The organism is Streptomyces sp. NPDC002588, from assembly GCF_040295925.1.
In the GTDB taxonomy this organism is placed as follows: Bacteria; Actinomycetota; Actinomycetes; order Streptomycetales; family Streptomycetaceae; genus Streptomyces.
Genome location: NZ_JBEOWF010000019.1, coordinates 164,260 through 186,254, shown reverse-complemented (window position 1 = coordinate 186,254; position 21,995 = coordinate 164,260). Strand labels below are relative to the sequence as shown.

Here is a 21,995-nt window from a genome sequence, read left to right as displayed (position 1 = left end):
TAGTAGCTCCGCTACGAGGGCTTCCGCCCGGCACGCCGAGAGCACGCACCGAACGCCGCTCCTTCTCCCACGGAGATCCATCAGAAGGGCCCTAGGGCCCTTCTGGCGGATCTCCTCACGGTCGTGCGGTGCCAAGGCCGTGTCGGGGTGGATCGCACATGCCCGCACGCTCATCCCCGGGGCGAACGCGGCGGGGTAGGCCGTCAGCTCCCGGATCCCGGCGAGGCACCCGCCTGCCGGGGTCCGGCGGTGTCGTAGGCGGCGCGTGCGGGTGCGGCCGGGACGGCCGGCTCGAACTCGACGATCCGCTGCCGCGCCGCGCCGGCCCGCAGCGCGACCCCGGTCATCGGTACCGCGACGACGAGCAGCGCCGCCCCCAGCACCAGGCCCATCACGGGGAATCCGGCCTGCGCCGACAGCACGCTCCCGGTCAGCGGTCCGGCCGCGGTGCCCAGCGAGCCCGCCGAGCCGACCAGCACCGCCCAGCGGCCGCGCGTGTCGAGCGAGGCGGCCAGCCCGATGAGATACGACAGGACGACGGGGTAGAGCACGTTCCAGACGATCTGCCCGGTCGCGAAACCCACGGGCCCGCTCGCCGCGGCGTTGGCCGCCACGCACACCGCGATCAGCACGGTTCCCGCGCCGATCGGCACGGCCTGCCCCAGCCGGGGCCCGAGCGCCCCGGCGGCCAGCACGCCCATGAGCCCGGCGCCCAGCGCCACCGCGAACACGGCGCCGACGGCCGTCTCGCTGAGGTGGGCCTGCGTCAGCCCGATCCGTCCGCTCACTCCCCAGAGGGAGTTCTGGACGAGGGACCAGCAGGGCATGGCGGCGGCCAGTACGAGTCCCGCCCGCAGATTCGGCAGTGGCGCGCGTCCTACGGGCCGCGCCGCCGCGGGTGCGGCCTTCGTGAGGTCCGGCAGAGGTCCGGGCAGACGCCCCGTCAGCGGCCATACGGCGGCCGCGGTGAGCGCTATGGCGGCCAGCGGCTGGCCGTGCCCCGTGCCCAGGTGCGGCACCGTCAGGTAGACGGCGCCGGCGAGCGCGGAGACCCAGAGCAGCCCCAGTGTGGAGGCGCGGTGCGGGTCGGGCTCGGCGGCGATGCGGGTGGCGGCGACGGCCGTGGCCGTACCGGATCCGAACCCGCCGAGGACCGCGCCCGCGACCACGGCGGGTACGTCACCGGAGAGGGCGGCGCCGCCGTAGCCGAGCACGGCGAGCGCGAGGCCGGTCCGGGCCAGGGCGCGGGCGCCGATCCGCTCGACCCGGGAGGCGAGCAGGAATCCGGCCGACGCCGAGCTCAGCAGCAGCGCGCTGCCGACGGCGCCCGCCTCGGTGGCGGTCAGGGGCAGTCCGGAGTCCAGCCGGCCGACGACGGTCGGCAGCAGGTACGGGGCGAGATATCCGGCCGTGAAAAGGGCGAGGAGGGGCCAGGGCATGGGGGTACGACGGGCGAACACGGGCGTTCCAGGGCAGGCAGAAGCGGCTCGGAGAAGGGGGGAGCGCAGGCCGTCGACGGACAGGAACGCGCGGGCAATTTGTATCAAGCAGGTAGTTCGCGAAAAAGCCCGGGGGGCATGATCTGGATCACATGTCGTTTGCGGTTGCGGGTGCCGGGTAGACGAGGCGCCTTCAGCGCCAGTTCACGGCCCCGCCGGCCCCCGGTGCCGTCGCCTCGATCTTGGCCCGGATCTCCCGCATCACCGTCACGATCCGCTCCTCGTGCTCCGCCGTCAGCCGGGCCACCGGCACCGAGCAGCTGATCGCGTCCTGCGCCGGATGCTCGTACCGCAGCGCGAACCCGAATCCCGTGATCCCGGTCACCCCCTCCTCGCGGTCCACGGCGTACCCGCGCGCCCGCACCGCGGCCAGGTCCGCCAGCAGCGAGGCGCGGCTCGTGTGCGACTTCGGGGTGAGCGCCTCGTACGGGCCCTCGGGCACCTCGTCGTCGGGGCGCTCCGCGAGCAGTGCCTTGCCGAGCGCTCCGACGTGGGCGGGGAGGCGCCGGCCGACCCGGCTGATCGTGCGCAGGTACTCGTGCGACTCCCGGGTCGCCAGATACGTCACACCCCGCCCGTCGAGCCGCCCCAGGTGGATGGTCTCGCCCAGCGCCTCGGACGCCTCGTCGAGATACGGGCGGACGAGGCGGACGCGCGGGTCGGAGTCGAGATAGCTGGTGCCGGTCAGCAGGGCGTGGATGCCGATGCCGTAGAGGGAGCCGGTGACGTCCGTGCGCACCCAGCCCCGGCCGATCAGGGTCTGCAGCAGCGCGTACATCGAGCTGCGGGGCACGCCCAGCTCGTCCGCCAGCTCCTGCAGCCGCGCCGGACGGTCCGCGCGCGCCGCGAGCAGCTCCAGCAGTTCGACCGTGCGCGCGGCCGACTTCACTTCACGGACGCCCCCTGTGTCTGGCATGAGCCGATCGTAGGCGGGAGGGGCCGCGCCATTGACGGTCGACGTTCGCGTATCTAATCTCCATCTTCATACGTGGATGACGTCTACATGGGGAGATGGATGAGGGTGAGCCTCGACACCGACACGGCCCGACGGCTGCGGGAGGGCATGGCGAGGGGAGTGCTGTCCTTCCCGCTCACCAGCTTCCACGAGGACGGCTCCCTCGACCCCGACGGTCTGCGCGCGCACCTCGCCGCCCAGCTCGCCACCGCCCCCGGCGCCGTCTTCCCCGCCTGCGGCACCGGCGAGTTCTTCTCCCTCGACGAGGACGAGTACCGCCAGGTCGTCTCGGCCGCCGTCCAGGAGGCGGCCGGCCGCGTCCCCGTTGTCGCCGGCGTCGGCTACGGCTGGGCCCAGGCCGTCCGCTTCGCCCGCATCGCCGAGGAGGCCGGCGCCGACGCTCTCCTCGTCCTCCCGCACTACCTCGTCGCCGCCCCGCAGGACGGCCTCGTCGCCCAGCTGGAGCAGATCGCCGCCCGGACGAGCCTTCCGCTCATCGCCTACCAACGCGGTCAAGTCACTTTCACGGCAACCTCGTTGCGCCGCATCGCCGCACTGCCGACCGTCATCGGCCTCAAGGACGGCCACAGCGACCTCGACCGCCTCCAGCGCCTCACCCTCGCCGCCCCCGAGGGCTTCCTCTTCTTCAACGGCGCCGCCACCGCCGAGATCCAGGCCCGCGCCTACGCCACCGTCGGCGTCCCCGCCTACTCCTCCGCCGTCCACGCCTTCGCCCCCGAGATCGCGAACGCCTTCTTCACCGCGCTGAAGGACGGCGACGGCGGCACCGTCGACAAGCTGCTGCGTGACTTCTACGTCCCGCTCGTCGAACTGCGGGACCGTGTGCCCGGGTACGCGGTGTCGCTGGTGAAAGCGGCGGCCCGGCTGCGCGGCCGCCCGGTGGGCGGCGTCCGCGCCCCGCTCACCGACCCCTCGGCCGCCGACCTCGCCGACCTCAAGACCCTCCTGAGCACCGGACTCGACCTCGTGGGAGCCGCCCTGTGAACCTCGCCATCACCGACGTACGGCTGACGCCGATCCTGGTCGCCGACCCGCCCCTGCTCAACACCCAGGGCGTGCACCAGCCGTACACACCCCGTCTGATCGTGGAGGTCGAGACGGCGGACGGCGTCACGGGCATCGGCGAGACGTACGGCGACACCAAGTATCTGGAGCCGGCCCGGCCGTTCGCCGCCAAACTGATCGGACGTCAGGTCAGCGACCTGAACGGCCTGTTCACCCTCGCCGACGAGGTCGCCGTCGACTCCTCCCGGGTCTCCGGACAGGTCGACGTCGGTGGACTGCGCGGCGTCCAGACCGCCGACAAGCTGCGGCTGTCCGTCGTCTCCGCCTTCGAGGTCGCCTGCCTCGACGCCCTCGGCAAGGCGCTCGGCCTGCCCGTGCACGCCCTGCTCGGCGGCAAGCTGCGGGACGCCGTCGAGTACAGCGCCTACCTCTTCTACAAGTGGGCCGACCACCCCCGGGGTGTGGCCGCCGAGAAGGACGACTGGGGCGCCGCCGTGGACCCGGCCGGGGTGGTGGAGCAGGCCCGGCGCTTCAAGGAGCGCTACGGCTTCACCTCCTTCAAGCTCAAGGGCGGCGTCTTCCCGCCCGACGAGGAGGTCGCCGCCGTCCGGGCACTGGCCGAGGCCTTCCCCGGACATCCGCTGCGGCTCGACCCCAACGGCGCCTGGAGCGTGGCGACTTCGCTGAACGTGGCGAAGGAACTCGGGGACGTCCTCGAGTACCTGGAGGACCCCGCGCTCGGCACGCCCGCGATGGCCGAGGTCGCCGCCGGGACCGACGTGCCGCTCGCCACCAACATGTGCGTGACCACGTTCGCCGAGATCCCTGAGGCGTTCACGCGCGGCGCCGTCCAGGTGGTGCTGTCGGACCACCACTACTGGGGCGGGCTGCGCAACACCCAGCAACTCGCCGCGATCTGCCGGACGTTCGGCGTCGGGGTGTCCATGCACTCCAACACCCATCTCGGCATCTCGCTGGCCGCCATGACCCAGGTGGCCGCGACCGTCCCCAACCTCCACCACGCCTGCGACTCCCACTACCCCTGGCAGTCGGAGGACGTGCTCACCGAGCGCCTGACCTTCGAGGGCGGCAAGGTCGCCGTCTCCGACGCACCCGGCCTCGGTGTCGAACTCGACCGCGAGAAGCTGGCGTTCCTGCACCGCCGCTGGCTCGACGACGACGGCTCGCTGAAGGACCGCGACGACGCGGCCGCGATGCGCGTCGCCGACCCGGAGTGGGTCACCCCGGCCGTCCCCCGCTGGTGACCCGCCGGGGTCCGCGGCGATCACGGACCCGCACACCGACGTCGGCGGTACTGCCGCCTCACCCGTATGAGTGAGGCGGCCGTACCGCCTCCGGGGCGGGCGACGGATGCCGGAGCCCCCGAGGCCGAGGCACACCCTGTGTGACAGGCGGCGAGCAGTGGGCGATGTGGTGCAGACTGGCCAGATCCGCATCACGTCAGGGAGCGCACCGTGACCGCGTCCACCGCGTCCACCGGAGAGGGACGCCACCACCAGACCGGCCAGGCCGCCGGGGTCGATCCCCTGGCCGGCCTGCGCACCCCCGACGATCCGCCGCGGGACGTCTACCTCACCGGCCCCGTCTTCCTCGACATCATCTTCACCGGGCTCGACTCCGCCCCGGTGCGCGGGACCGAGTCCTGGGCGCGCGGGATGGGGTCGAGCCCCGGCGGCGTCGCCAACATGGCCACCGCCCTGGCCCGCCTGGGCCTCAGGACCTCCCTCTCCGCAGCCTTCGGCGACGACCACTACGGCGAGTACTGCTGGGACGCCCTCGAACAGGGCGAGGGCATCGACCTCACCCCCTCGCGCAAGGTCCCCGGCTGGCACTCGCCCGTCACCGTCTCCATGGCCTACGAGGGCGAGCGGACCATGGTGTCCCACGGCCACGAGCCGCCGCCGCAGGAGCCCGCCCCCGCGTACCCGCCGCACGCCCGTGCCGCCGTCGCCTCCCTCACCCCCGGCCGGCGCGCCCCCTGGATCGCCCAGGCCGCGAGCCGCGGCACCCGCGTCTTCGCCGACGTCGGGTGGGACGACACCGGTGCCTGGGACCTGGCCGGCCTGGCCGACCTGGAACACTGCGAGGCCTTCCTGCCGAACGCCTCGGAGGCCATGCGCTACACCGGCGCCGACTCCCCCCGCGCCGCCGCCCGCGCCCTCACCGCACATGTGCCGCTCGCGGTCGTGACCCTCGGCGCGGAGGGCGCGTACGCGATCGACCGGCGCACCGGCGAGACCGCGGAGGTCCCGGCGATCGCCGTCGAGGCCCTCGATCCGACCGGTGCGGGAGACGTCTTCGTGGCCGGTTTCGTCACCGGCACCCTCGCCGGCTGGCCGCTCGCCGACCGCCTGGCCTTCGCCGGCCTGACGGCCGCGCTCTCCGTCCAGGAGTTCGGCGGCTCGCTCTCCGCCCCCGGCTGGTCCGAGATCGCCGCCTGGTGGCGCCGGGTGCAGTCGGTCGAGGGCCAGGACCCCGAGGCCCTGCGCAGGTACGCGTTCCTGGAGGCGCTGCTGCCGAAGGAGCAGACCACCCCCTGGCCCCTGCGCCGCGCGGTCCCGACGATCGGTTTCCGCCGCTCGGCGTAGTCACCGGGCCCATGACAAAACCCCTCGGTGTTGTCAGTGCCCTGGCGTACTCTTGAAATCGCCAGGCCGCCCTTGTGGCAGGCGAGACGCATCCGGGAGGACGTAGAGGCCTTCGGGCCGGCCTATGACTGAGACACCCACAGCTCAGACCCCCGCGCAGGGGAAGGCGAGAGCACAGTTCACTGTCCCCGCCCAGCACCCCATGGTGACCGTACTGGGGTCCGGCGACTCCCTTCTGCGCGTGATCGAGAGGGCCTTCCCGGCGGCCGACATCCACGTCCGGGGCAATGAGATCAGCGCTACCGGCGACCCGCGAGAAGTCGCCCTCATCCAGCGCCTGTTCGACGAGATGATGCTGGTGCTCCGCACCGGGCAGCCGATGACGGAGGACGCAGTGGAACGCTCGATCGCCATGCTGCGGGCGAGTGAGAACGGGACGAGTGACGGCCAGGAGACCCCGGCCGAGGTACTGACGCAGAACATCCTGTCCTCGCGCGGCCGCACCATCAGACCCAAGACCCTCAACCAGAAGCGGTACGTCGACGCGATCGACAAGCACACGATCGTCTTCGGCATCGGCCCGGCCGGCACCGGCAAGACCTACCTCGCCATGGCGAAGGCGGTCCAGGCCCTGCAGTCCAAGCAGGTCAACCGCATCATCCTGACCCGTCCGGCGGTCGAGGCCGGCGAGCGCCTCGGCTTCCTCCCCGGCACCCTCTACGAGAAGATCGACCCCTACCTCCGCCCGCTGTACGACGCCCTGCACGACATGCTGGACCCGGACTCGATCCCCCGCCTGATGGCGGCCGGGACCATCGAGGTCGCGCCGCTGGCGTACATGAGGGGCCGGACCCTGAACGACGCCTTCATCATCCTGGACGAGGCCCAGAACACGAGCCCCGAGCAGATGAAGATGTTCCTCACCCGGCTCGGCTTCGACTCGAAGATCGTGATCACGGGTGACGTGACGCAGGTCGACCTGCCCAACGGCACCAAGTCCGGTCTGCGGCAGGTCCAGGACATCCTGGAGGGCGTCGACGACGTGCACTTCTCCCGCCTGTCGTCCCAGGACGTCGTACGGCACAAGCTGGTCGGCCGTATCGTCGACGCGTACGAGAAGTACGACAGCCAGAACGGTACGGAGAACGGCACCCACAAGGGCGGCCGCACCAAGCGGAAGTAGACAAGCCAGCACCATGTCGATCGACGTCAACAACGAGTCCGGAACCGAGGTCGACGAGCAGGCGATCCTCGACATCGCCCGCTACGCGCTCGCGCGGATGCGCATCCACCCGCTCTCCGAGCTCTCGGTGATCGTCGTGGACGCCGGGGCCATGGAGCAGCTGCACATCCAGTGGATGGACCTGCCGGGGCCGACCGACGTCATGTCGTTCCCGATGGACGAGCTCCGGCCGCCGTCCAAGGACGACGACGAGCCCCCGCACGGACTGCTGGGCGACATCGTGCTGTGCCCGGAGGTCGCCGAGCGGCAGGGCAAGGAAGCGCCGACGCAGCACTCCATGGACGAGGAACTCCAGCTCCTCACCGTCCACGGAGTGCTGCACCTGCTGGGCTACGACCACGAGGAGCCCGACGAGAAGGCCGAGATGTTCGGCCTCCAGGCGGCCATCGTGGACGGCTGGCGTGCGGAGAAGGGCCTGACCGGCCCGTCCCCGGCCCCGACCGTCTCATGAGCCCGGCCCTCGTCGCGGGCGCGATCGCCCTGGTCGTCGTCGCGTGGCTCGCCGCCTGCGCGGAGGCGGGCCTCGCGAGGGTCTCCAGCTTCCGCGCCGAGGAGGCCGTACGGTCCGGACGGCGCGGCAGCGCGAAGCTCGCGCAGATCGCCGCCGACCCGACCCGCTATCTGAACGTCGCACTGCTGGTCCGGGTCGCCTGCGAGATGGCGGCCGCCGCCCTGGTGACCTACGCCTGCCTGCAGGAGATCGACGGCACCGCCCCGGCGCTGTTCGCCGCGATCGGCGTGATGGTCCTCGTGTCGTACGTCGCCGTCGGCGTATCCCCGCGCACCATCGGCCGCCAGCACCCGCTGAACACGGCGACGGCGGCCGCCTACGTCCTGCTCCCGCTGGCCCGGATCATGGGTCCGATCCCGTCCCTGCTGATCCTCATCGGCAACGCCCTCACGCCCGGCAAGGGCTTCCGCCGCGGCCCCTTCGCCTCGGAGGCCGAACTGCGGGCGCTGGTCGACCTCGCCGAGAAGGAGTCCCTCATCGAGGACGAGGAGCGCCGCATGGTGCACTCGGTCTTCGAGCTCGGTGACACCCTCGTACGGGAGGTCATGGTGCCGCGGACCGATCTCGTCGTCATCGAGCGGTACAAGACCATCCGCCAGGCCCTCACCCTCGCCCTGCGCTCCGGTTTCTCCCGGATACCCGTGACGGGGGAGAGCGAGGACGACATCGTGGGGATCGTGTACCTGAAGGACGTGGTCCGCAAGACGCACATCAGCCGGGACGCGGAGAGCGACCTGGTGTCGACGGCGATGCGGCCCGCGGCCTTCGTGCCCGACACCAAGAACGCCGGTGACCTGCTGCGCGAGATGCAGCAGGAGCGCAACCACGTCGCCGTCGTCATCGACGAGTACGGCGGCACGGCCGGCATCGTCACCATCGAGGACATCCTCGAGGAGATCGTCGGCGAGATCACCGACGAGTACGACCGCGAGCTTCCGCCCGTGGAGGAGCTGGGCGACGACCGGTACCGGGTCACCGCCCGCCTCGACATCACCGACCTGGGCGAGCTGTACGGCCTCGAGGAGTACGACGACGAGGACGTGGAGACCGTCGGCGGCCTGCTCGCGAAGGCGCTGGGCCGGGTGCCCATCGCCGGGGCGTCGAGCGTGGTCGACCTGCCCGACGGCCGTGCCCTGCGTCTGACGGCCGAGGCCGCGGCGGGCCGCCGGAACAAGATCGTGACGGTGCTGGTGGAGCCGGTGGGGCCGGCGGCCGACCCGCAGGAGGGGGACGGACCCGAGTGACCCCGCAGGAGCTGCGCGCCCTCTGTCTGTCCTTCAACGCGGTGGTGGAGGACTTCCCCTTCCGCCCGGAGATCTCGGTCTTCAAGGTCGGCGGCAAGCTCTTCGCGCTGACGGCCCTGGACGCGAAGCCGCTGACGGTGAACCTCAAGTGCGACCCGGAGGACGCGGTCCGGCTGCGCACCGACCACCCGGGGCTGATCGCGCCCGGCTACCACATGAACAAGCGCCACTGGAACACGGTGACGGTCGACGGCGGGCTCCCCGACCGCCTGGTCAGGGAGCTGGTCGAGGACTCGTACGACCTGGTGGTGGCCGGTCTGCCGCGCGCCGAACGGCTCCGGCTCGACCGGCCCTGACCGGTACTTCGTATGCTCGGGGCATGAACGACAGCACCGGGCTCGACCCCGAGGACCGCAAGATCGTCACCCTGGCCCGTTCGGCGCGGGCCCGCAACGGTGTGCCCGAGGGGGCCGCCGTGCGGGACGACACCGGACGTACGTACGTCGCCGGGACGGTGGACCTGCCGTCGCTGCAGCTGAGCGCGCTGCGGACGGCCGTGGCGATGGCGGTGGCGTCGGGGGCGAAGTCGCTGGAGGCGGCGGCCGTCGTCACCGACGCGGAGGGCGCCGCCGAGGCGGACCGGGCGGCGGTGGCCGACCTGGGCGGGGCGGCGACCCCCGTGCTGGTGGCCGGACCCGACGGCACGGTCCGGGCGACGATGACCGCGGGCTGACAAGGCCCGGCCGCAACTAGGCCGGATTTCAACCTTGCCGTGTGGCCATCCATCCCGCATCAATGGGAATCGTAAAATCCGACGGACCGTCAGATCCACCCCCCACCGGGCCCGGTGACCGCACCCACCGTCCCGTTCCGGCCGTCCGTCTCCCCACATCCGGGAAGGAGCCGGAAACATGAGCAAGCGAATCGCATCAGGTGCGGCAATGCTGGCAGGGGCCCTCGCGGCCACCGGGCTGGCCTTCGCGCCCACCGCTTCCGCCGCGGTCAGCCCGACCTCGGCCACCATCACCGCCAGTTGTGGCGTCTTCGGTGGCGGTACCGCCACTCTCACCGCCACCCAGAGCGCCACCGACCCCACCGCGTCCACCATGACGCTCACGTCCTCCGCGATCACCACGCCGCTCACGCTCGGCAAGAACAGCATCGCGTCCACCCTCACGATGGTGAACAACACCGGCCCCAACCGGGTCTTCAGCGGCTCGGTGAACCCCGCCATGGCCGCCGGCTCCTCCATCACGGTCGGTCCCCTCCCCGGGACCGTGGCCGTGGGGGACAGCCTGACCTTCGACGGCGGCAGCCTGAAGATGGTCATCCTCGGCATCACCATCACCTGTACGACGGCGACGGACACGCACCAGACGCCCGGGCCGTTCGTGTTCAGCTGATAGCGATCGAAAACACTGCCAACGGACCGTCAGTTTCCGTACGGGACCAGGAAGCTGACGGTCCATCAGTTGACATCGCCGTCTCCATTGACTTCTCGTGCGATCCGCACGTCAATGCCCCCTGTCGGCGCAGACGAGCCGCTGCGCCCGCACCCTGGAGGAGGGGGCACCATGGTTTCACCCCGAAATTCCCGAAGACGGCGCTGGGCCGCGCTGCTCGGGGCCGGCGCGCTCGCGGTCACCGTGGGCGGAGCGCTGGCCACCCCGGCCACCGCCGCGTCCAACGTGGACTTCGCCACCCGCTGCATCCCGCCGGAGATCGCGGGTCTCCCGCCGATCGACGGCACCACCACGGCGAAGGTCACGGTGGACAACACCAGCCCCAAGGTCGGCGACACCGTCACCGTGACCTACACGGTGGTCACCGCCGCCGCGAGCAACCCCACCGTGATCGACCTGCCGGCCGACATCATGACGCCGACGGGCAAGGTCACCCTGGGCGGCGCGCAGACCGGCGCCGTCACGGTGGCGGGTCCGCGGAAGAACGACCCGGTGCCGGGGCACGCGGCCTTCCCGTCGTTCTCGATGACCGGCACGTTCACGGTCACCTCGCCCGGCGCGATCACCCTCTCGCCCGGCGACTACAACATCCACACCAGCTACCTCCTGGAACTGGACACCGTCTGCTCGGTGACCAATCCGCCCGCCCCGGTGTCGGAGACGATCACCGCCGCGGACAACCCGCCGGCCAACACCCGTGCCATCAGCCTGGGTTCGGCCTCCGGCAGCCCGGGTGACCCGGTCGCGTTCTCCGGCAGCGGCTTCACGCCGGGCGCCACGGTCACCGTCGCGGGCCGCTCCGGGTCCGACGAGACCGGTGACAAGACCACCGTCACCGCGGACTCGACCGGCGGCATCTCCGGCTCCCTCGTGGTCAACGACCTCACCACGACCGGTGTGGTCGCCTACGAGGGCAGCACCTGGACCGACGACCTCGGTACCGTGCAGGCCGCATACGTCGTCATCGACGACACGCCCGTACCCGACGGCAGTCAGAAACTGACCACCACCGTGAAGGCGGGCACCCTGTCGATGTCCCAGGCCGGCGACGCCGTGGCGATGTCCGCGGTCGACTTCGGCTCCGGGAACGCCTCGACCGGGGACCTCAACGCGGTGACGGTCAAGGACTTCCGCGGCGGACCCGCGGGCTGGTCCCTGACCGGCAAGGTCACCGACTTCAGCGGACCCGGCGCCAAGATCGACGCCGCCAAGCTGAGCTGGTCGCCGTCCTGCGCCACCAAGGCGGGCAGCCCGAGCACCTGCCAGGCCGGTTCGGCCGGGGTCGTGGGCAGCGCCGGGGCGACCCTGGCGTCCACACCGGACGGCACGGTCACCGGCGGTGAGTTCACCGCGAAGGCCGGACTCTCCCTCGACGTACCGGCGTTCACCCCGCCCGGCCCGTACTCCGGAGTCCTGACGCTCACGCTCACCTGATCCAACCGTCCCCGCGGTGGCCGGGCGGCCGCCCCACAGGTCCGCACCCGCCCGTCCACCCCGTCTCCCAGCCAGGTCTCGTCGTCCGCCCGTGGGGGGTCCGCACCCATGCGCAAGCCGTACGTCCTCCTCCTGCAGATCGTGCCGGTCATGCCGATCCTGCTGCTCCTGACCCTCGCGACCCCCGCCCGCGCCGCCGACAACGGCAGCTGGTCCGTCTATCCCGTCGCCTCGGCCGTCGCCGCACGGCCCTACTTCTACGTCTCCGCCGATCCCGGGCAGACGATCGAGGACAAGGTCGTCGTCGCCAACAAGACGGACCAGCCCCTCACCTTCCGGCTCTACGCCGCCGACGCCTACAACACCGCCCGCGACGGCGGATTCGCCGTGAAGTCGATCGGCGAGAAGATGCGCGGCGTCGGGTCGTGGGCGAAGCTCCCGAAGGACCGCATCACCGTGCCCGGCCGTAAGACCGTCACCGTGCCGTTCTCCGTCGAGGTGCCCGAGGGCGCCGAGCCCGGCGACCATCCCGGGGCGATCGTCGCCCTCGACGAGCGGGTCGACCGGGGCGACGGCTCGGTCGCGCTCGGTGTGCAGCGGGCGGTCGGCGCCCGCGTCTACCTCACGGTCGGCGGGCCCAGGCTGCCCGCCCTCGCCGTCGAGAACGTCCACATCAGCCACCACCAGCCCCTGATCCCCGGCCTCGGCGACAGCACGGCGACGATCTCCTACACCCTGCACAACACCGGGAACGTCACCCTCGAGCCCAAGGCGCAGCTGACGGCACGGGGCCTGTTCGGCCGCACGCTCCTCACCCGCGACCTGAAGAAGATCCCCTCCCAGCTCCTGCCGGGCCAACGCGTCCGCCTCACCGAGCGGTGGCGGAACGCCCCGCAACTGGACTGGGCGGACGTGAAACTGACGGCGAGCGCCAAGGACACCGAGGAATCGGCGACCGCGTCGTTCGTGGCGGTCCCGTGGCTGGTGGCGGGGGTCGTACTGGTGGGGATCGGAGCCGGCGGGTGGCTCCTGGCCGGACGGCTGCGGACGCGCCGTGAACGGGCGCGGGGCACCGCGCGACCGGCCCCCACGGACCCGCAGCCCAAAGTCGGCCAGACCAGCGGAGCCTGAGGGCTGTCCCTCAGAGCGCGTCCGGCCCCCGCTCACCCGTCCGCACCCGCACCACCGTCTCCACCGGCAGCGCCCACACCTTTCCGTCCCCGATCTTCCCGGTCCGCGCCGCGCGCACGATCGCGTCGATCACCGCGTCCGCGTCCTCGTCCCCGACGACGACCTCGATACGCACCTTCGGCACCAGGTCGACCTGGTACTCCGCACCCCGGTACACCTCGGTGTGCCCCCGCTGACGGCCGTAGCCACTCGCCTCGGTCACGGTCAGCCCGTGCACGCCCAGCTCCTGCAGGGCGGACTTGACCTCGTCGAGGCGATAGGGCTTGACGATCGCGGTGATGAGCTTCATACGGCGTGATCGTATGCGGTCTCGGCGTGCACCGTAAGGTCCAGGCCGGCGTGCTCCTGGTCCTCGTCGGCCCGGAAGCCGATGGTGCGGTCGAGCAGTTTTCCGATGCCGTAGGTGACACCGAAGGCGTACGCCGCGACGACGGCCACCGCCACCCCCTGCCTGCCGAGCTGCGCGAGTCCGCCGCCGTAGAGGAGGCCCTCCGCGCCGCCGGTCATGGTGTCCACCGCGAAGACGCCGATGAGGAGGGTGCCTATGACACCGCCGACGAGGTGGACGCCGACGACGTCGAGCGAGTCGTCGTAGTTCAGCTTGAACTTCCAGCTCACGGCGTAGGAGCAGACGACTCCGGCGGTGAGGCCGACGACCAGGGCGCCGAGGAGGGAGACCGCGCCGCAGGACGGGGTGATCGCCACCAGGCCGGCCACGGCACCGGAGGCCGCGCCCAGGGTGGTCGGGTGGCCGTCGCGCCGCTGCTCCACGAAGAGCCAGCCCAGCAGGCCGGTGCAGCCGGCCGCGAGGGTGTTGAGGAACTCGGCCGCGGCCAGCCCGTTCGCTCCCAGGGCGGAGCCCGCGTTGAAGCCGAACCAGCCGAACCAGAGCAGACCCGCGCCCAGCATCACCATGGGCAGGTTGTGCGGACGCATCGTGTCCTTCTTGAAACCGAGGCGCGGGCCGAGGACCAGGCACAACGCCAGTCCCGAGGCGCCCGAGGCGATCTCGACGGGGAGGCCGCCCGCGAAGTCCAGCGCGCCCAGCCGGTCCAGGATCCAGCCGCCGGGGCCCCAGACCCAGTGCGCCACGGGAACGTATACGAGCAGCGTCCAGACGGGGACGAAGACCAGCCACGCCGCGAACTTCGCGCGGTCCGCGATGGCGCCGCTGATCAGCGCCGCGGTGATGATCGCGAAGGTGAGCTGGAAGGTGGCGAAGAGGAGGGTGGGGACCGTGCCCCGGACGCTGTCCGGGCCGAGGCCCGCCATCCCCGCGTGCGCCAGGCCGCCGATCAGCCCGCCGCCCATGTCGTCGCCGAAGGCGAGGGAGTAGCCGGCCGCCAGCCACACGACCGTGACCAGTGCGATCGACACGAAGCTCATCATGAGCATGTTGAGGACGCTCTTCGTGCGGACCATGCCGCCGTAGAACAGGGCGAGGCCCGGGGTCATCAGCAGGACGAGGGCGGTCGCGGCGAGCAGCCAGGCGGTGTCGCCGGTGTTCACGTGCGCGGCGGCGAGGGTCACGGAGGTCTCCAACGAGGTGGGGGCTCGTCAGAGGGTCACGGGTGTGCGTTTCCGGTTGCGTACGGGTGTGTTTCCGTGACGTTTCGTTGCGGGCGGGTTTCCGGAACCTCACGGCGGACCGGCGGGCCGCTCGTGTGTGCGGCGGGGCTTCGTGGATCAGGGAGAATGGGCCCCATGAGCGTTCGCATCCAGTCACCCCAGCAGCCGGGCGAGACCGTCCACCGCGCCGGCTTCGCGTGTTTCGTGGGCCGCCCCAACGCGGGCAAGTCCACTCTCACGAACGCTCTGGTCGGGAAGAAGGTGGCGATCACCTCCAACCGACCGCAGACCACCCGGCACACGGTACGGGGCATCGTGCACCGCCCCGACGCCCAGCTGATCCTGGTCGACACCCCGGGCCTGCACAAACCGCGCACCCTGCTGGGCGAACGCCTCAACGACGTGGTCCGCACCACCTGGGCGGAGGTCGACGTGATCGGCTTCTGCCTGCCGGCCAACGAGAAGCTGGGCCCCGGCGACCGGTTCATCGCCAAGGAACTGGCGGGGATCAAGCGGACCCCGAAGGTCGCGGTCGTGACGAAGACCGACCTCGTGGACTCCAAGACGCTCGCCGAGCAGCTCATCGCGATCGACCAGCTGGGCAAGGAGCTCGGCTTCGAGTGGGCGGAGATCGTGCCGGTCTCGGCGGTCGGCGACCAGCAGGTGGAACTGCTGGCCGACCTGCTGATCCCGATGCTGCCGGAGAGCCCTCCGCTGTACCCCGAGGGCGATCTGACGGACGAGCCCGAGCAGGTGATGGTCGCCGAGCTGATCCGCGAGGCGGCGTTGGAGGGCGTCCGCGACGAGCTGCCGCACTCCATCGCGGTCGTCGTCGAGGAGATGCTCCCCCGGGAGGACCGCCCCGCCGACCGCCCGCTCCTCGACATCCACGCCAACATCTACATCGAGCGCCCCAGCCAGAAGGGCATCATCATCGGCCCGAAGGGCCGCCGCCTGAAGGACGTCGGCATCAAGTCGCGCAAGCAGATCGAGGCGCTGCTGGGGACCCCGGTGTTCCTGGACCTGCACGTGAAGGTCGCCAAGGACTGGCAGCGCGACCCCAAGCAGCTGCGCAAGCTGGGGTTCTAGACCCGCCGCCCAGATGTACCGATCAAGGGCGTGACGACTACTCGACGCCCCTGATCCGCCCCACCAGCACCGCCCCCGCCAGCCCGATCACGGCGGCCACCAGGTACAGCACCCGGTAGCCGCCCAGGTAGGTGACGATCGGGGCGGCGAGGGCGGGTGCCGCGACCTGGGGCAGGGCGTTGGCCACGTTGATGACGCCCAGGTCCTTGCCCCGGTCCAGCGCCTTCGGCAGGACGTCGGTCATCAGGGCGAAGTCGACCGAGGTGAACACGCCGAAGCCCACCCCGAGCACCGCCGCCGCGACGATGGCGCCCGGCCAGGTCTGCCAGGCCGCCAGCCCTGCCGTGGCCACCGCCATCAGCAGACCCGACCAGATCACGAACGGTTTGCGCCGCCCCGTCCGGTCCGACCAGACACCCCCGACCACCACCGTGGCGAGCAGTGTCACCCCGTTCACGGCCGTCAGGATCAGGACGCCCTCGTCCGGGTCGGAGTAGTGCAGCCGGTCGCGCAGGTAGTACAGGAGGTAGAGCAGGACCAGCGCGTTGCTGAGGTTCATCAGGAACCGGGTCAGCCAGGCCCAGCCCAGGTCGGGGTGGGCGCGCGGGCTGAGCCAGAAGCCGGTCGCGAACCGCCGCCATGACCAGGCCGGCCGGTCCTCCGGCGCGAGCCGCAGATCCTCGTAGCGCAGTACGTAGGGCAGCACGCCCACCGCCGTGAACACCGCGCACGCCACGTACCCGGCCCCGACGCCCCCGGCGACCGTCGCGAGTCCGGTGCCGCCGACCACGCCCAGGATCTGCGCCGCACCCAGCCAGCCGCCCACCGAGCCGCGCTGGAGCCGCGGCACCCGGTCCGGGACGGCCGCCGTGACCGCCGCGAAGGCCGCGTTCAGCGTGAGCTGCACCAGGCACCAGCCCAGCGCCATCGTCCACACGCCGCCCGCGCCCGCGAGCAGCAGCAGCGACAGCGCCCCGCCCGCCGCGCCCGCCACGATCCACGGCGTACGGCGGCCGCGACGGGACGTCGTCCGGTCCGACAGCGCGCCGAAGAGCGGGTTCGCCGCCAGCGACACCATCGCGCCGGCACCCGTGACCCAGGCCAGCATGGTCTCCTTCGACATGCCGGAGCCGGGCGCGAAGTCCTTGGCCTGGGAGGCGAGCAGGATCTGCAGGGGGCCGTACCAGCCCACCCAGATCGCCCCGTTGGCGAGCGACAGCGCCGAGGTCCAGCCCCCGCCGACCCGCTCGACGGGCTCGGCGAGAGCGGCCGCCGGGAGCCGGTCGGCCGTCGTCATCTCTGCGCCCGCAGGACGTCCCGCAGCCAGCCGTAGGACGCCTTGGGGGTGCGGGCCTGGGTCTCGAAGTCGACGTGGACCAGACCGAAGCGGCGCTCGTAGCCCTCCGCCCACTCGAAGTTGTCCAGCAGGGACCAGACGAAGTAGCCGCGGACGTCGACGCCCGCCTCCAGCGCCTTGTGCAGGGCGCGGAGGTGGCCGTCCAGGTAGGCGATCCGGGCCTGGTCGTCGAGGCCCGGGTAGGAGCAGCCGTTCTCGGTGATGACCACCGGCGGGAGCCGGTCGCCGTAGCGGTCCTTGAAGGTCGTCAGCAGTTCGGTGAGGCCTTCGGGGACGACCGGCCAGCCGAAGTCGGTCACCGGCACGCCCTCGATCTCCTGGACGGAGAAGGGAAGTTCGGCCGGCATACGGATGCCGCCGAACTCGATCTCGGTTCCCTGCGGGGCGCCCACCTTCGTCGGGGCGTAGTAGTTGACGCCGTACCAGTCGAGCGGCTCGGAGATCACTTTCAGGTCCGAGGCCACGTCCCCCGGCATCAATTCGCCCAGCCCCTCCGGGTATTCGCCCAGCAGCAGCGGTTCGGCGAACAGACGGTTCAGCAGGACGTCGTAGAAGGCCGCCGCCTCCAGGTCGGCCTGCTCCTGGGAGGCCGGCCAGGTCGGGCCGTGGGAGTTGGCGACGCCGATGTCGCCGGCCCCGGCCGCGCGCAGGGCCCGTACGGCGAGACCGTGGGCGAGGAGCTGGTGGTGGGCGACCGGCAGCGCGTCGAAGAGGAGCTGCTTGCCGGGGGCGTGGGTGCCGAGGGCGTGGCCGAGCAGGGTGTGTTCGGCGGGCTCGTTGAGGGTGATCCACTTCTTGACGCGGTCGCCGAGCCGGTCCACGACCACCGACACGTGGTCCGCGAACCGGGCGGCGGTGTCCCGCTCCAGCCAGTCCAGGTCCGCCGGGAGGTCCCAGTGGAAGAGGGTCGGGACGGGGCGGACGCCCGCCGTCAGCAGGTCGTCGACGAGACGGTCGTAGAAGTCCAGGCCGCCGGGGGAGTTCACGCGCGGCCAGGAGATCGAGAAGCGGTACGCGTCGACCCCGAGGCCCGCGAGGAGGGCCACGTCCTCGGCGTGGCGGTGGTAGTGGTCGCAGGCCACCGCCGCCGTCGAGCCGTCCTTCACATGCCCCGGCCCGGCCGTGAAGACGTCCCACACGGACGGCTCGCGCTCGTCCGCCGCGCCCTCGATCTGATGGGCGGAGGTGGACACACCCCACAGGAAGCCGGCCGGGAACTGGGGTATCGGGTGCGCCGCGTCACGCGGATCGTTCGCCATGGGCGGGATCATCCTTACCCACCGGTAAGGAAGTCAACGCCCTGGCGTGAACTACCGGTTGCCCACCCGGTCAGGCCCCTTCCCTGAGGACCTTGGAGATCAGCGTCCGCTGCTCCGGGGTGAGCCGGGGGTCGGCCGCGTACACCGTCCTGCCGTCCACCGTGATCTCGTAACGGAATCCGTCGGGCACGCCCATGGGCGGCCGGCCCTGGCCGGCGGCGACCGCCCGCTCGGCCAGGACGTGCCATTCGCCGGCATCGGGCCGCCCCGAGGTGTTCACCTCGGCCTGCCGCTCGATGCCCGCGAACCCTCCCGTGCGCCTCACCTGAATACGCATGGGTCCCTGTCTATCTCCCGGTCAGAGAATCCGCACCCCGACCTGCTCCCACGCCTTCTGCACGGCCTGGAACTCGTCACCGCCGTCGCCGAACCGCTCGCGCGCGGCCTGCACGGTGAGCTTCGCGAAGTCCGTGAAGAGCGCCTTGGACGACAGTTCGCCGCCGGTCAGCACGTCGTACCAGATCTGGCCCGCCTTCTCCCAGGCCTGGCCGCCGAGGGCGGTGGCGACCAGGTAGAAGGCGTGGTTGGGGATGCCGGAGTTGATGTGCACGCCGCCGTTGTCGCGGCCGGTGCGGACGTAGTCGTCCATGGTCGCCGGCTGCGGGTCCTTGCCGAGGACGTCGTCGTCGTACGCCGTGCCCGGGGCCTTCATCGAGCGCAGGGCGGTGCCGGTGACGCCCGGGGCGAGGATGCCCGCGCCGATCAGCCAGTCGGCCTCGGCGGCGGTCTGGCCGAGCGAGTACTGCTTGATGAGCGAGCCGAACACGTCGGACATCGACTCGTTCAGGGCGCCCGGCTGGCCGTAGTAGGTCAGGTTCGCCGTGTACTGCGTGACGCCGTGGGTCAGTTCGTGGCCGATGACGTCGATGGAGTTGGTGAAGTCGACGAAGATCTCGCCGTCCCCGTCGCCGAACACCATCTGCTCGCCGTTCCAGAAGGCGTTGTTGTAGCCCTCGTCGTAGTGGACGCTGGCGTCCAGGGGCAGGCCGTCGCCGTCGATGGAGTGGCGCAGGTAGGCCTTGAGATAGAGGTCGAAGGTGGCGCCGAGCCCGGAGTAGGCGCGGTTGACGGTGGCGTCCCGGCCGGGGTCCTGGCCCTCGGCGCGGACCTTGGTGCCGGGCAGGCCGGTGCCGTGCGCGCAGTCGTAGATCGTGCGCAGCGGCTGGTCCGACGGTGCCTTGGTCGTCGGGGTGGCCGCCAGGCCGAACTCGGTGGTCACCCGGCGCCTGGCGCGCAGCTCGCTGTCGCGCACCAGGGTGCGCTGGGCGGGGCCTGCGTGTGCGGGGTTGTCGCTCCTGGCCAGCTTGTCGAGGACATGCGGCGGAACGACGGTGCAGAAGACGGGCTCGAAGCCCCCGTTCGTCGTCATGACCGGCACTTTTGCACTGTGTTATCGCGCTGTCACCACCCGCAACCATGATTGGTGAAAAACAGTGACATAGAGGTCTGATCCGGCGTGCCGAGTGGTATGGCGCACGTTTTGCCCCTTTGTTCCCGGCGGTCCCGCATACTGATACGGACCCGCGTGGCACAGGCGGCTCGGCTAGAGTGCGGAGCACTATGCGTTTCGGGCTGCTTCTCCTTAGCTGCCGCGGCGAGGGCCTGTAGTCGAGGCCGACTCCCTCCCCGCGGAGCTTGGTGTTGCGCGTCGGCCGTCCTTCCGTCCGGACATCTCCGGATCCTCCCGAGGAGCCAACGCACCATGGCGAACCGCCAGCAGCCCAGCCAGATGCCGATCCAAAAGTACGGGCAGTACGACCAGGTCGACATCCCCGACCGCACCTGGCCGAACAACCGGATCACCGTCGCCCCCCGCTGGCTCTCCACCGACCTGCGCGACGGCAACCAGGCCCTGATCGACCCCATGTCGCCCGAGCGCAAGCGCCGGATGTTCGACCAGCTGGTCAAGATGGGCTACAAGGAGATCGAGGTCGGCTTCCCCGCCTCCGGCCAGACCGACTTCGACTTCGTGCGCTCGATCATCGAGGAAGAGGGCGCGATCCCGGACGACGTCACGATCTCCGTACTGACCCAGGCCCGTGAGGACCTGATCGAGCGGACCGTGGAGTCCCTGAAGGGCGCCAGGCGGGCGACCGTCCACCTGTACAACGCCACCGCCCCCGTCTTCCGCCGCGTGGTCTTCCGCGGCTCCAAGGACGACATCAAGCAGATCGCCGTCGACGGCACCCGCCTGGTCATGGAGTACGCGGAGAAACTGCTGGGCCCGGAGACCGAGTTCGGCTACCAGTACAGCCCCGAGATCTTCACCGACACCGAGCTGGACTTCGCGCTGGAGGTCTGCGAGGCGGTGATGGACGTCTACCAGCCCGGCCCGGGCCGCGAGATCATCCTGAACCTGCCGGCCACCGTCGAGCGTTCCACCCCGTCCACCCACGCCGACCGCTTCGAGTGGATGAGCCGGAACATCTCCCGCCGCGAGCACGTCGTCATCTCCGTCCACCCGCACAACGACCGCGGTACGGCCGTCGCCGCCGCCGAGCTGGCGCTGATGGCCGGCGCCGACCGCGTCGAGGGCTGTCTGTTCGGGCAGGGCGAGCGCACCGGCAACGTCGACCTGGTCACCCTGGGCATGAACCTCTTCTCCCAGGGCGTCGACCCGCAGATCGACTTCTCCGACATCGACGAGATCCGTCGCGTGTGGGAGTACTGCAACCAGATGGAGGTCCACCCGCGCCACCCGTACGTGGGCGACCTGGTCTACACGTCCTTCTCCGGCTCCCACCAGGACGCCATCAAGAAGGGCTTCGACGCGATGGAGGCCGACGCGGCCGCCAAGGGCGTCACGGTCGACGACATCGAGTGGGCGGTGCCGTACCTGCCGATCGACCCGAAGGACGTCGGCCGCTCCTACGAGGCCGTCATCCGCGTCAACTCGCAGTCCGGCAAGGGCGGTATCGCCTACGTCCTGAAGAACGACCACAAGCTGGACCTGCCCCGCCGGATGCAGATCGAGTTCTCGAAGATCATCCAGGCGAAGACGGACGCCGAGGGCGGCGAGGTCACCGGCTCCGCCATCTGGGCGGTCTTCCAGGACGAGTACCTGCCCAACCCCGAGAACCCGTGGGGCCGCATCCAGGTCCGCACCGGCCAGTCGACGACGGACACCGACGGCGTCGACACCCTGACCGTCGAGGCGACCGTCGACGGCGAGGACACCGTCCTGACCGGCACCGGCAACGGTCCGATCTCGGCCTTCTTCGACGCCCTGCAGTCCATCGGCGTCGACGTACGCCTGCTCGACTACCAGGAGCACACGATGAGCGAGGGCGCCTCCGCGCAGGCCGCCTCCTACATCGAGTGCGCGATCGGCGACAAGGTCCTGTGGGGCATCGGCATCGACGCGAACACGACGCGTGCGTCCCTGAAGGCGGTCGTCTCCGCCGTCAACCGCGCCACCCGCTGACCCTCCTGACCGGCAACTCCGGGGCCCTGATCGCCGTGTGCGGCGATCAGGGCCCGTCGTTC

The 21,995-nt window shown here is 71.2% G+C and carries 21 protein-coding genes; 13 read left to right on the top strand and 8 right to left on the bottom strand.

What is annotated here, in order from left to right; all coding sequences use genetic code 11:
• Positions 1 to 203 precede the first annotated feature (203 nt).
• On the bottom strand, positions 204 to 1,460 hold the full coding sequence (locus ABT057_RS23200; RefSeq protein WP_352345368.1) for an MFS transporter: 1,257 nt from the start codon (positions 1,458 to 1,460) through the stop codon (positions 204 to 206).
• A 172-nt stretch (positions 1,461 to 1,632) separates the two neighbouring features.
• Complete coding sequence (locus ABT057_RS23195) at positions 1,633 to 2,415, bottom strand: IclR family transcriptional regulator (protein WP_352345366.1); 783 nt, start codon at positions 2,413 to 2,415, stop codon at positions 1,633 to 1,635.
• 99 nt (positions 2,416 to 2,514) lie between these two features.
• On the opposite strand from ABT057_RS23195, the gene ABT057_RS23190 reads away from it, so the two are divergent.
• From ABT057_RS23190 to ABT057_RS23140, 11 genes are all read left to right on the top strand, one after another.
• Entirely contained in the window at positions 2,515 to 3,459 is a 945-nt protein-coding gene (locus ABT057_RS23190) for a 5-dehydro-4-deoxyglucarate dehydratase (protein WP_502973954.1), read from the top strand.
• Positions 3,456 to 4,745 (top strand): glucarate dehydratase family protein, encoded by a 1,290-nt coding sequence (locus ABT057_RS23185; protein WP_352345362.1) that lies wholly within the window; start codon positions 3,456 to 3,458, stop codon positions 4,743 to 4,745. Before ABT057_RS23190 ends, ABT057_RS23185 begins: the two co-directional genes overlap by 4 nt.
• A gap of 210 nt (positions 4,746 to 4,955) precedes the next feature.
• A complete protein-coding gene (locus tag ABT057_RS23180; protein ID WP_352345360.1) occupies positions 4,956 to 6,089 on the top strand; it encodes a carbohydrate kinase family protein in 1,134 nt (377 codons plus the stop codon).
• A gap of 124 nt (positions 6,090 to 6,213) precedes the next feature.
• A complete protein-coding gene (locus tag ABT057_RS23175; RefSeq protein WP_352345358.1) occupies positions 6,214 to 7,272 on the top strand; it encodes a PhoH family protein in 1,059 nt (352 codons plus the stop codon).
• A 13-nt stretch (positions 7,273 to 7,285) separates the two neighbouring features.
• Positions 7,286 to 7,783, top strand: a complete 498-nt coding sequence (gene ybeY, locus ABT057_RS23170) for an rRNA maturation RNase YbeY (RefSeq protein WP_352345356.1) — start codon at positions 7,286 to 7,288, stop codon at positions 7,781 to 7,783.
• Complete coding sequence (locus ABT057_RS23165) at positions 7,780 to 9,087, top strand: hemolysin family protein (protein WP_352345354.1); 1,308 nt, start codon at positions 7,780 to 7,782, stop codon at positions 9,085 to 9,087. Before ybeY ends, ABT057_RS23165 begins: the two co-directional genes overlap by 4 nt.
• Positions 9,084 to 9,443, top strand: a complete 360-nt coding sequence (locus ABT057_RS23160) for an MmcQ/YjbR family DNA-binding protein (protein WP_352345352.1) — start codon at positions 9,084 to 9,086, stop codon at positions 9,441 to 9,443. The genes ABT057_RS23165 and ABT057_RS23160 overlap by 4 nt, the downstream gene beginning before the upstream one ends.
• A gap of 23 nt (positions 9,444 to 9,466) precedes the next feature.
• Complete coding sequence (locus ABT057_RS23155) at positions 9,467 to 9,820, top strand: cytidine deaminase-like protein (protein ID WP_352345350.1); 354 nt, start codon at positions 9,467 to 9,469, stop codon at positions 9,818 to 9,820.
• Between the two features lie 178 nt (positions 9,821 to 9,998).
• Positions 9,999 to 10,490: a hypothetical protein gene (locus ABT057_RS23150; RefSeq protein ID WP_352345348.1), complete on the top strand. Its 492-nt coding sequence runs from the start codon at positions 9,999 to 10,001 to the stop codon at positions 10,488 to 10,490.
• Positions 10,491 to 10,661: 171 nt separating this feature from the next.
• Positions 10,662 to 11,984: a WxL domain-containing protein gene (locus tag ABT057_RS23145; protein ID WP_352345346.1), complete on the top strand. Its 1,323-nt coding sequence runs from the start codon at positions 10,662 to 10,664 to the stop codon at positions 11,982 to 11,984.
• Between the two features lie 108 nt (positions 11,985 to 12,092).
• Positions 12,093 to 13,115, top strand: a complete 1,023-nt coding sequence (locus tag ABT057_RS23140; protein ID WP_352345344.1) for a WxL protein peptidoglycan domain-containing protein — start codon at positions 12,093 to 12,095, stop codon at positions 13,113 to 13,115.
• A 10-nt stretch (positions 13,116 to 13,125) separates the two neighbouring features.
• Here the strand turns inward: ABT057_RS23140 and ABT057_RS23135 are convergent, their stop codons facing one another.
• Positions 13,126 to 13,464, bottom strand: a complete 339-nt coding sequence (locus tag ABT057_RS23135) for a P-II family nitrogen regulator (RefSeq protein WP_352345342.1) — start codon at positions 13,462 to 13,464, stop codon at positions 13,126 to 13,128.
• Positions 13,461 to 14,705, bottom strand: a complete 1,245-nt coding sequence (locus tag ABT057_RS23130) for an ammonium transporter (protein WP_352345340.1) — start codon at positions 14,703 to 14,705, stop codon at positions 13,461 to 13,463. Before ABT057_RS23130 ends, ABT057_RS23135 begins: the two co-directional genes overlap by 4 nt.
• Before the next feature lie 174 nt (positions 14,706 to 14,879).
• Between ABT057_RS23130 and era the strand changes: the two genes are divergently transcribed.
• Complete coding sequence (gene era, locus ABT057_RS23125) at positions 14,880 to 15,833, top strand: GTPase Era (protein WP_352345338.1); 954 nt, start codon at positions 14,880 to 14,882, stop codon at positions 15,831 to 15,833.
• 37 nt (positions 15,834 to 15,870) lie between these two features.
• Here the strand turns inward: era and ABT057_RS23120 are convergent, their stop codons facing one another.
• The 4 genes from ABT057_RS23120 to ABT057_RS23105 all read right to left on the bottom strand — a co-directional run bounded on the left by ABT057_RS23120 (position 15,871) and on the right by ABT057_RS23105 (position 19,878).
• Positions 15,871 to 17,130 (bottom strand): MFS transporter, encoded by a 1,260-nt coding sequence (locus ABT057_RS23120; protein ID WP_352345336.1) that lies wholly within the window; start codon positions 17,128 to 17,130, stop codon positions 15,871 to 15,873.
• The gene (locus tag ABT057_RS23115; RefSeq protein ID WP_352345334.1) at positions 17,127 to 18,449 is read right to left on the bottom strand and encodes a GH1 family beta-glucosidase; all 1,323 of its coding nucleotides are present in this window, start codon (positions 18,447 to 18,449) and stop codon (positions 17,127 to 17,129) included. Before ABT057_RS23115 ends, ABT057_RS23120 begins: the two co-directional genes overlap by 4 nt.
• Before the next feature lie 70 nt (positions 18,450 to 18,519).
• Positions 18,520 to 18,786 (bottom strand): protealysin inhibitor emfourin, encoded by a 267-nt coding sequence (locus ABT057_RS23110; RefSeq protein ID WP_352345332.1) that lies wholly within the window; start codon positions 18,784 to 18,786, stop codon positions 18,520 to 18,522.
• A 21-nt stretch (positions 18,787 to 18,807) separates the two neighbouring features.
• Entirely contained in the window at positions 18,808 to 19,878 is a 1,071-nt protein-coding gene (locus tag ABT057_RS23105) for a M4 family metallopeptidase (RefSeq protein ID WP_352345330.1), read from the bottom strand.
• Positions 19,879 to 20,211: 333 nt separating this feature from the next.
• Between ABT057_RS23105 and leuA the strand changes: the two genes are divergently transcribed.
• Positions 20,212 to 21,933 (top strand): 2-isopropylmalate synthase, encoded by a 1,722-nt coding sequence (leuA, locus tag ABT057_RS23100; RefSeq protein ID WP_352345328.1) that lies wholly within the window; start codon positions 20,212 to 20,214, stop codon positions 21,931 to 21,933.
• Positions 21,934 to 21,995 lie beyond the last annotated feature (62 nt).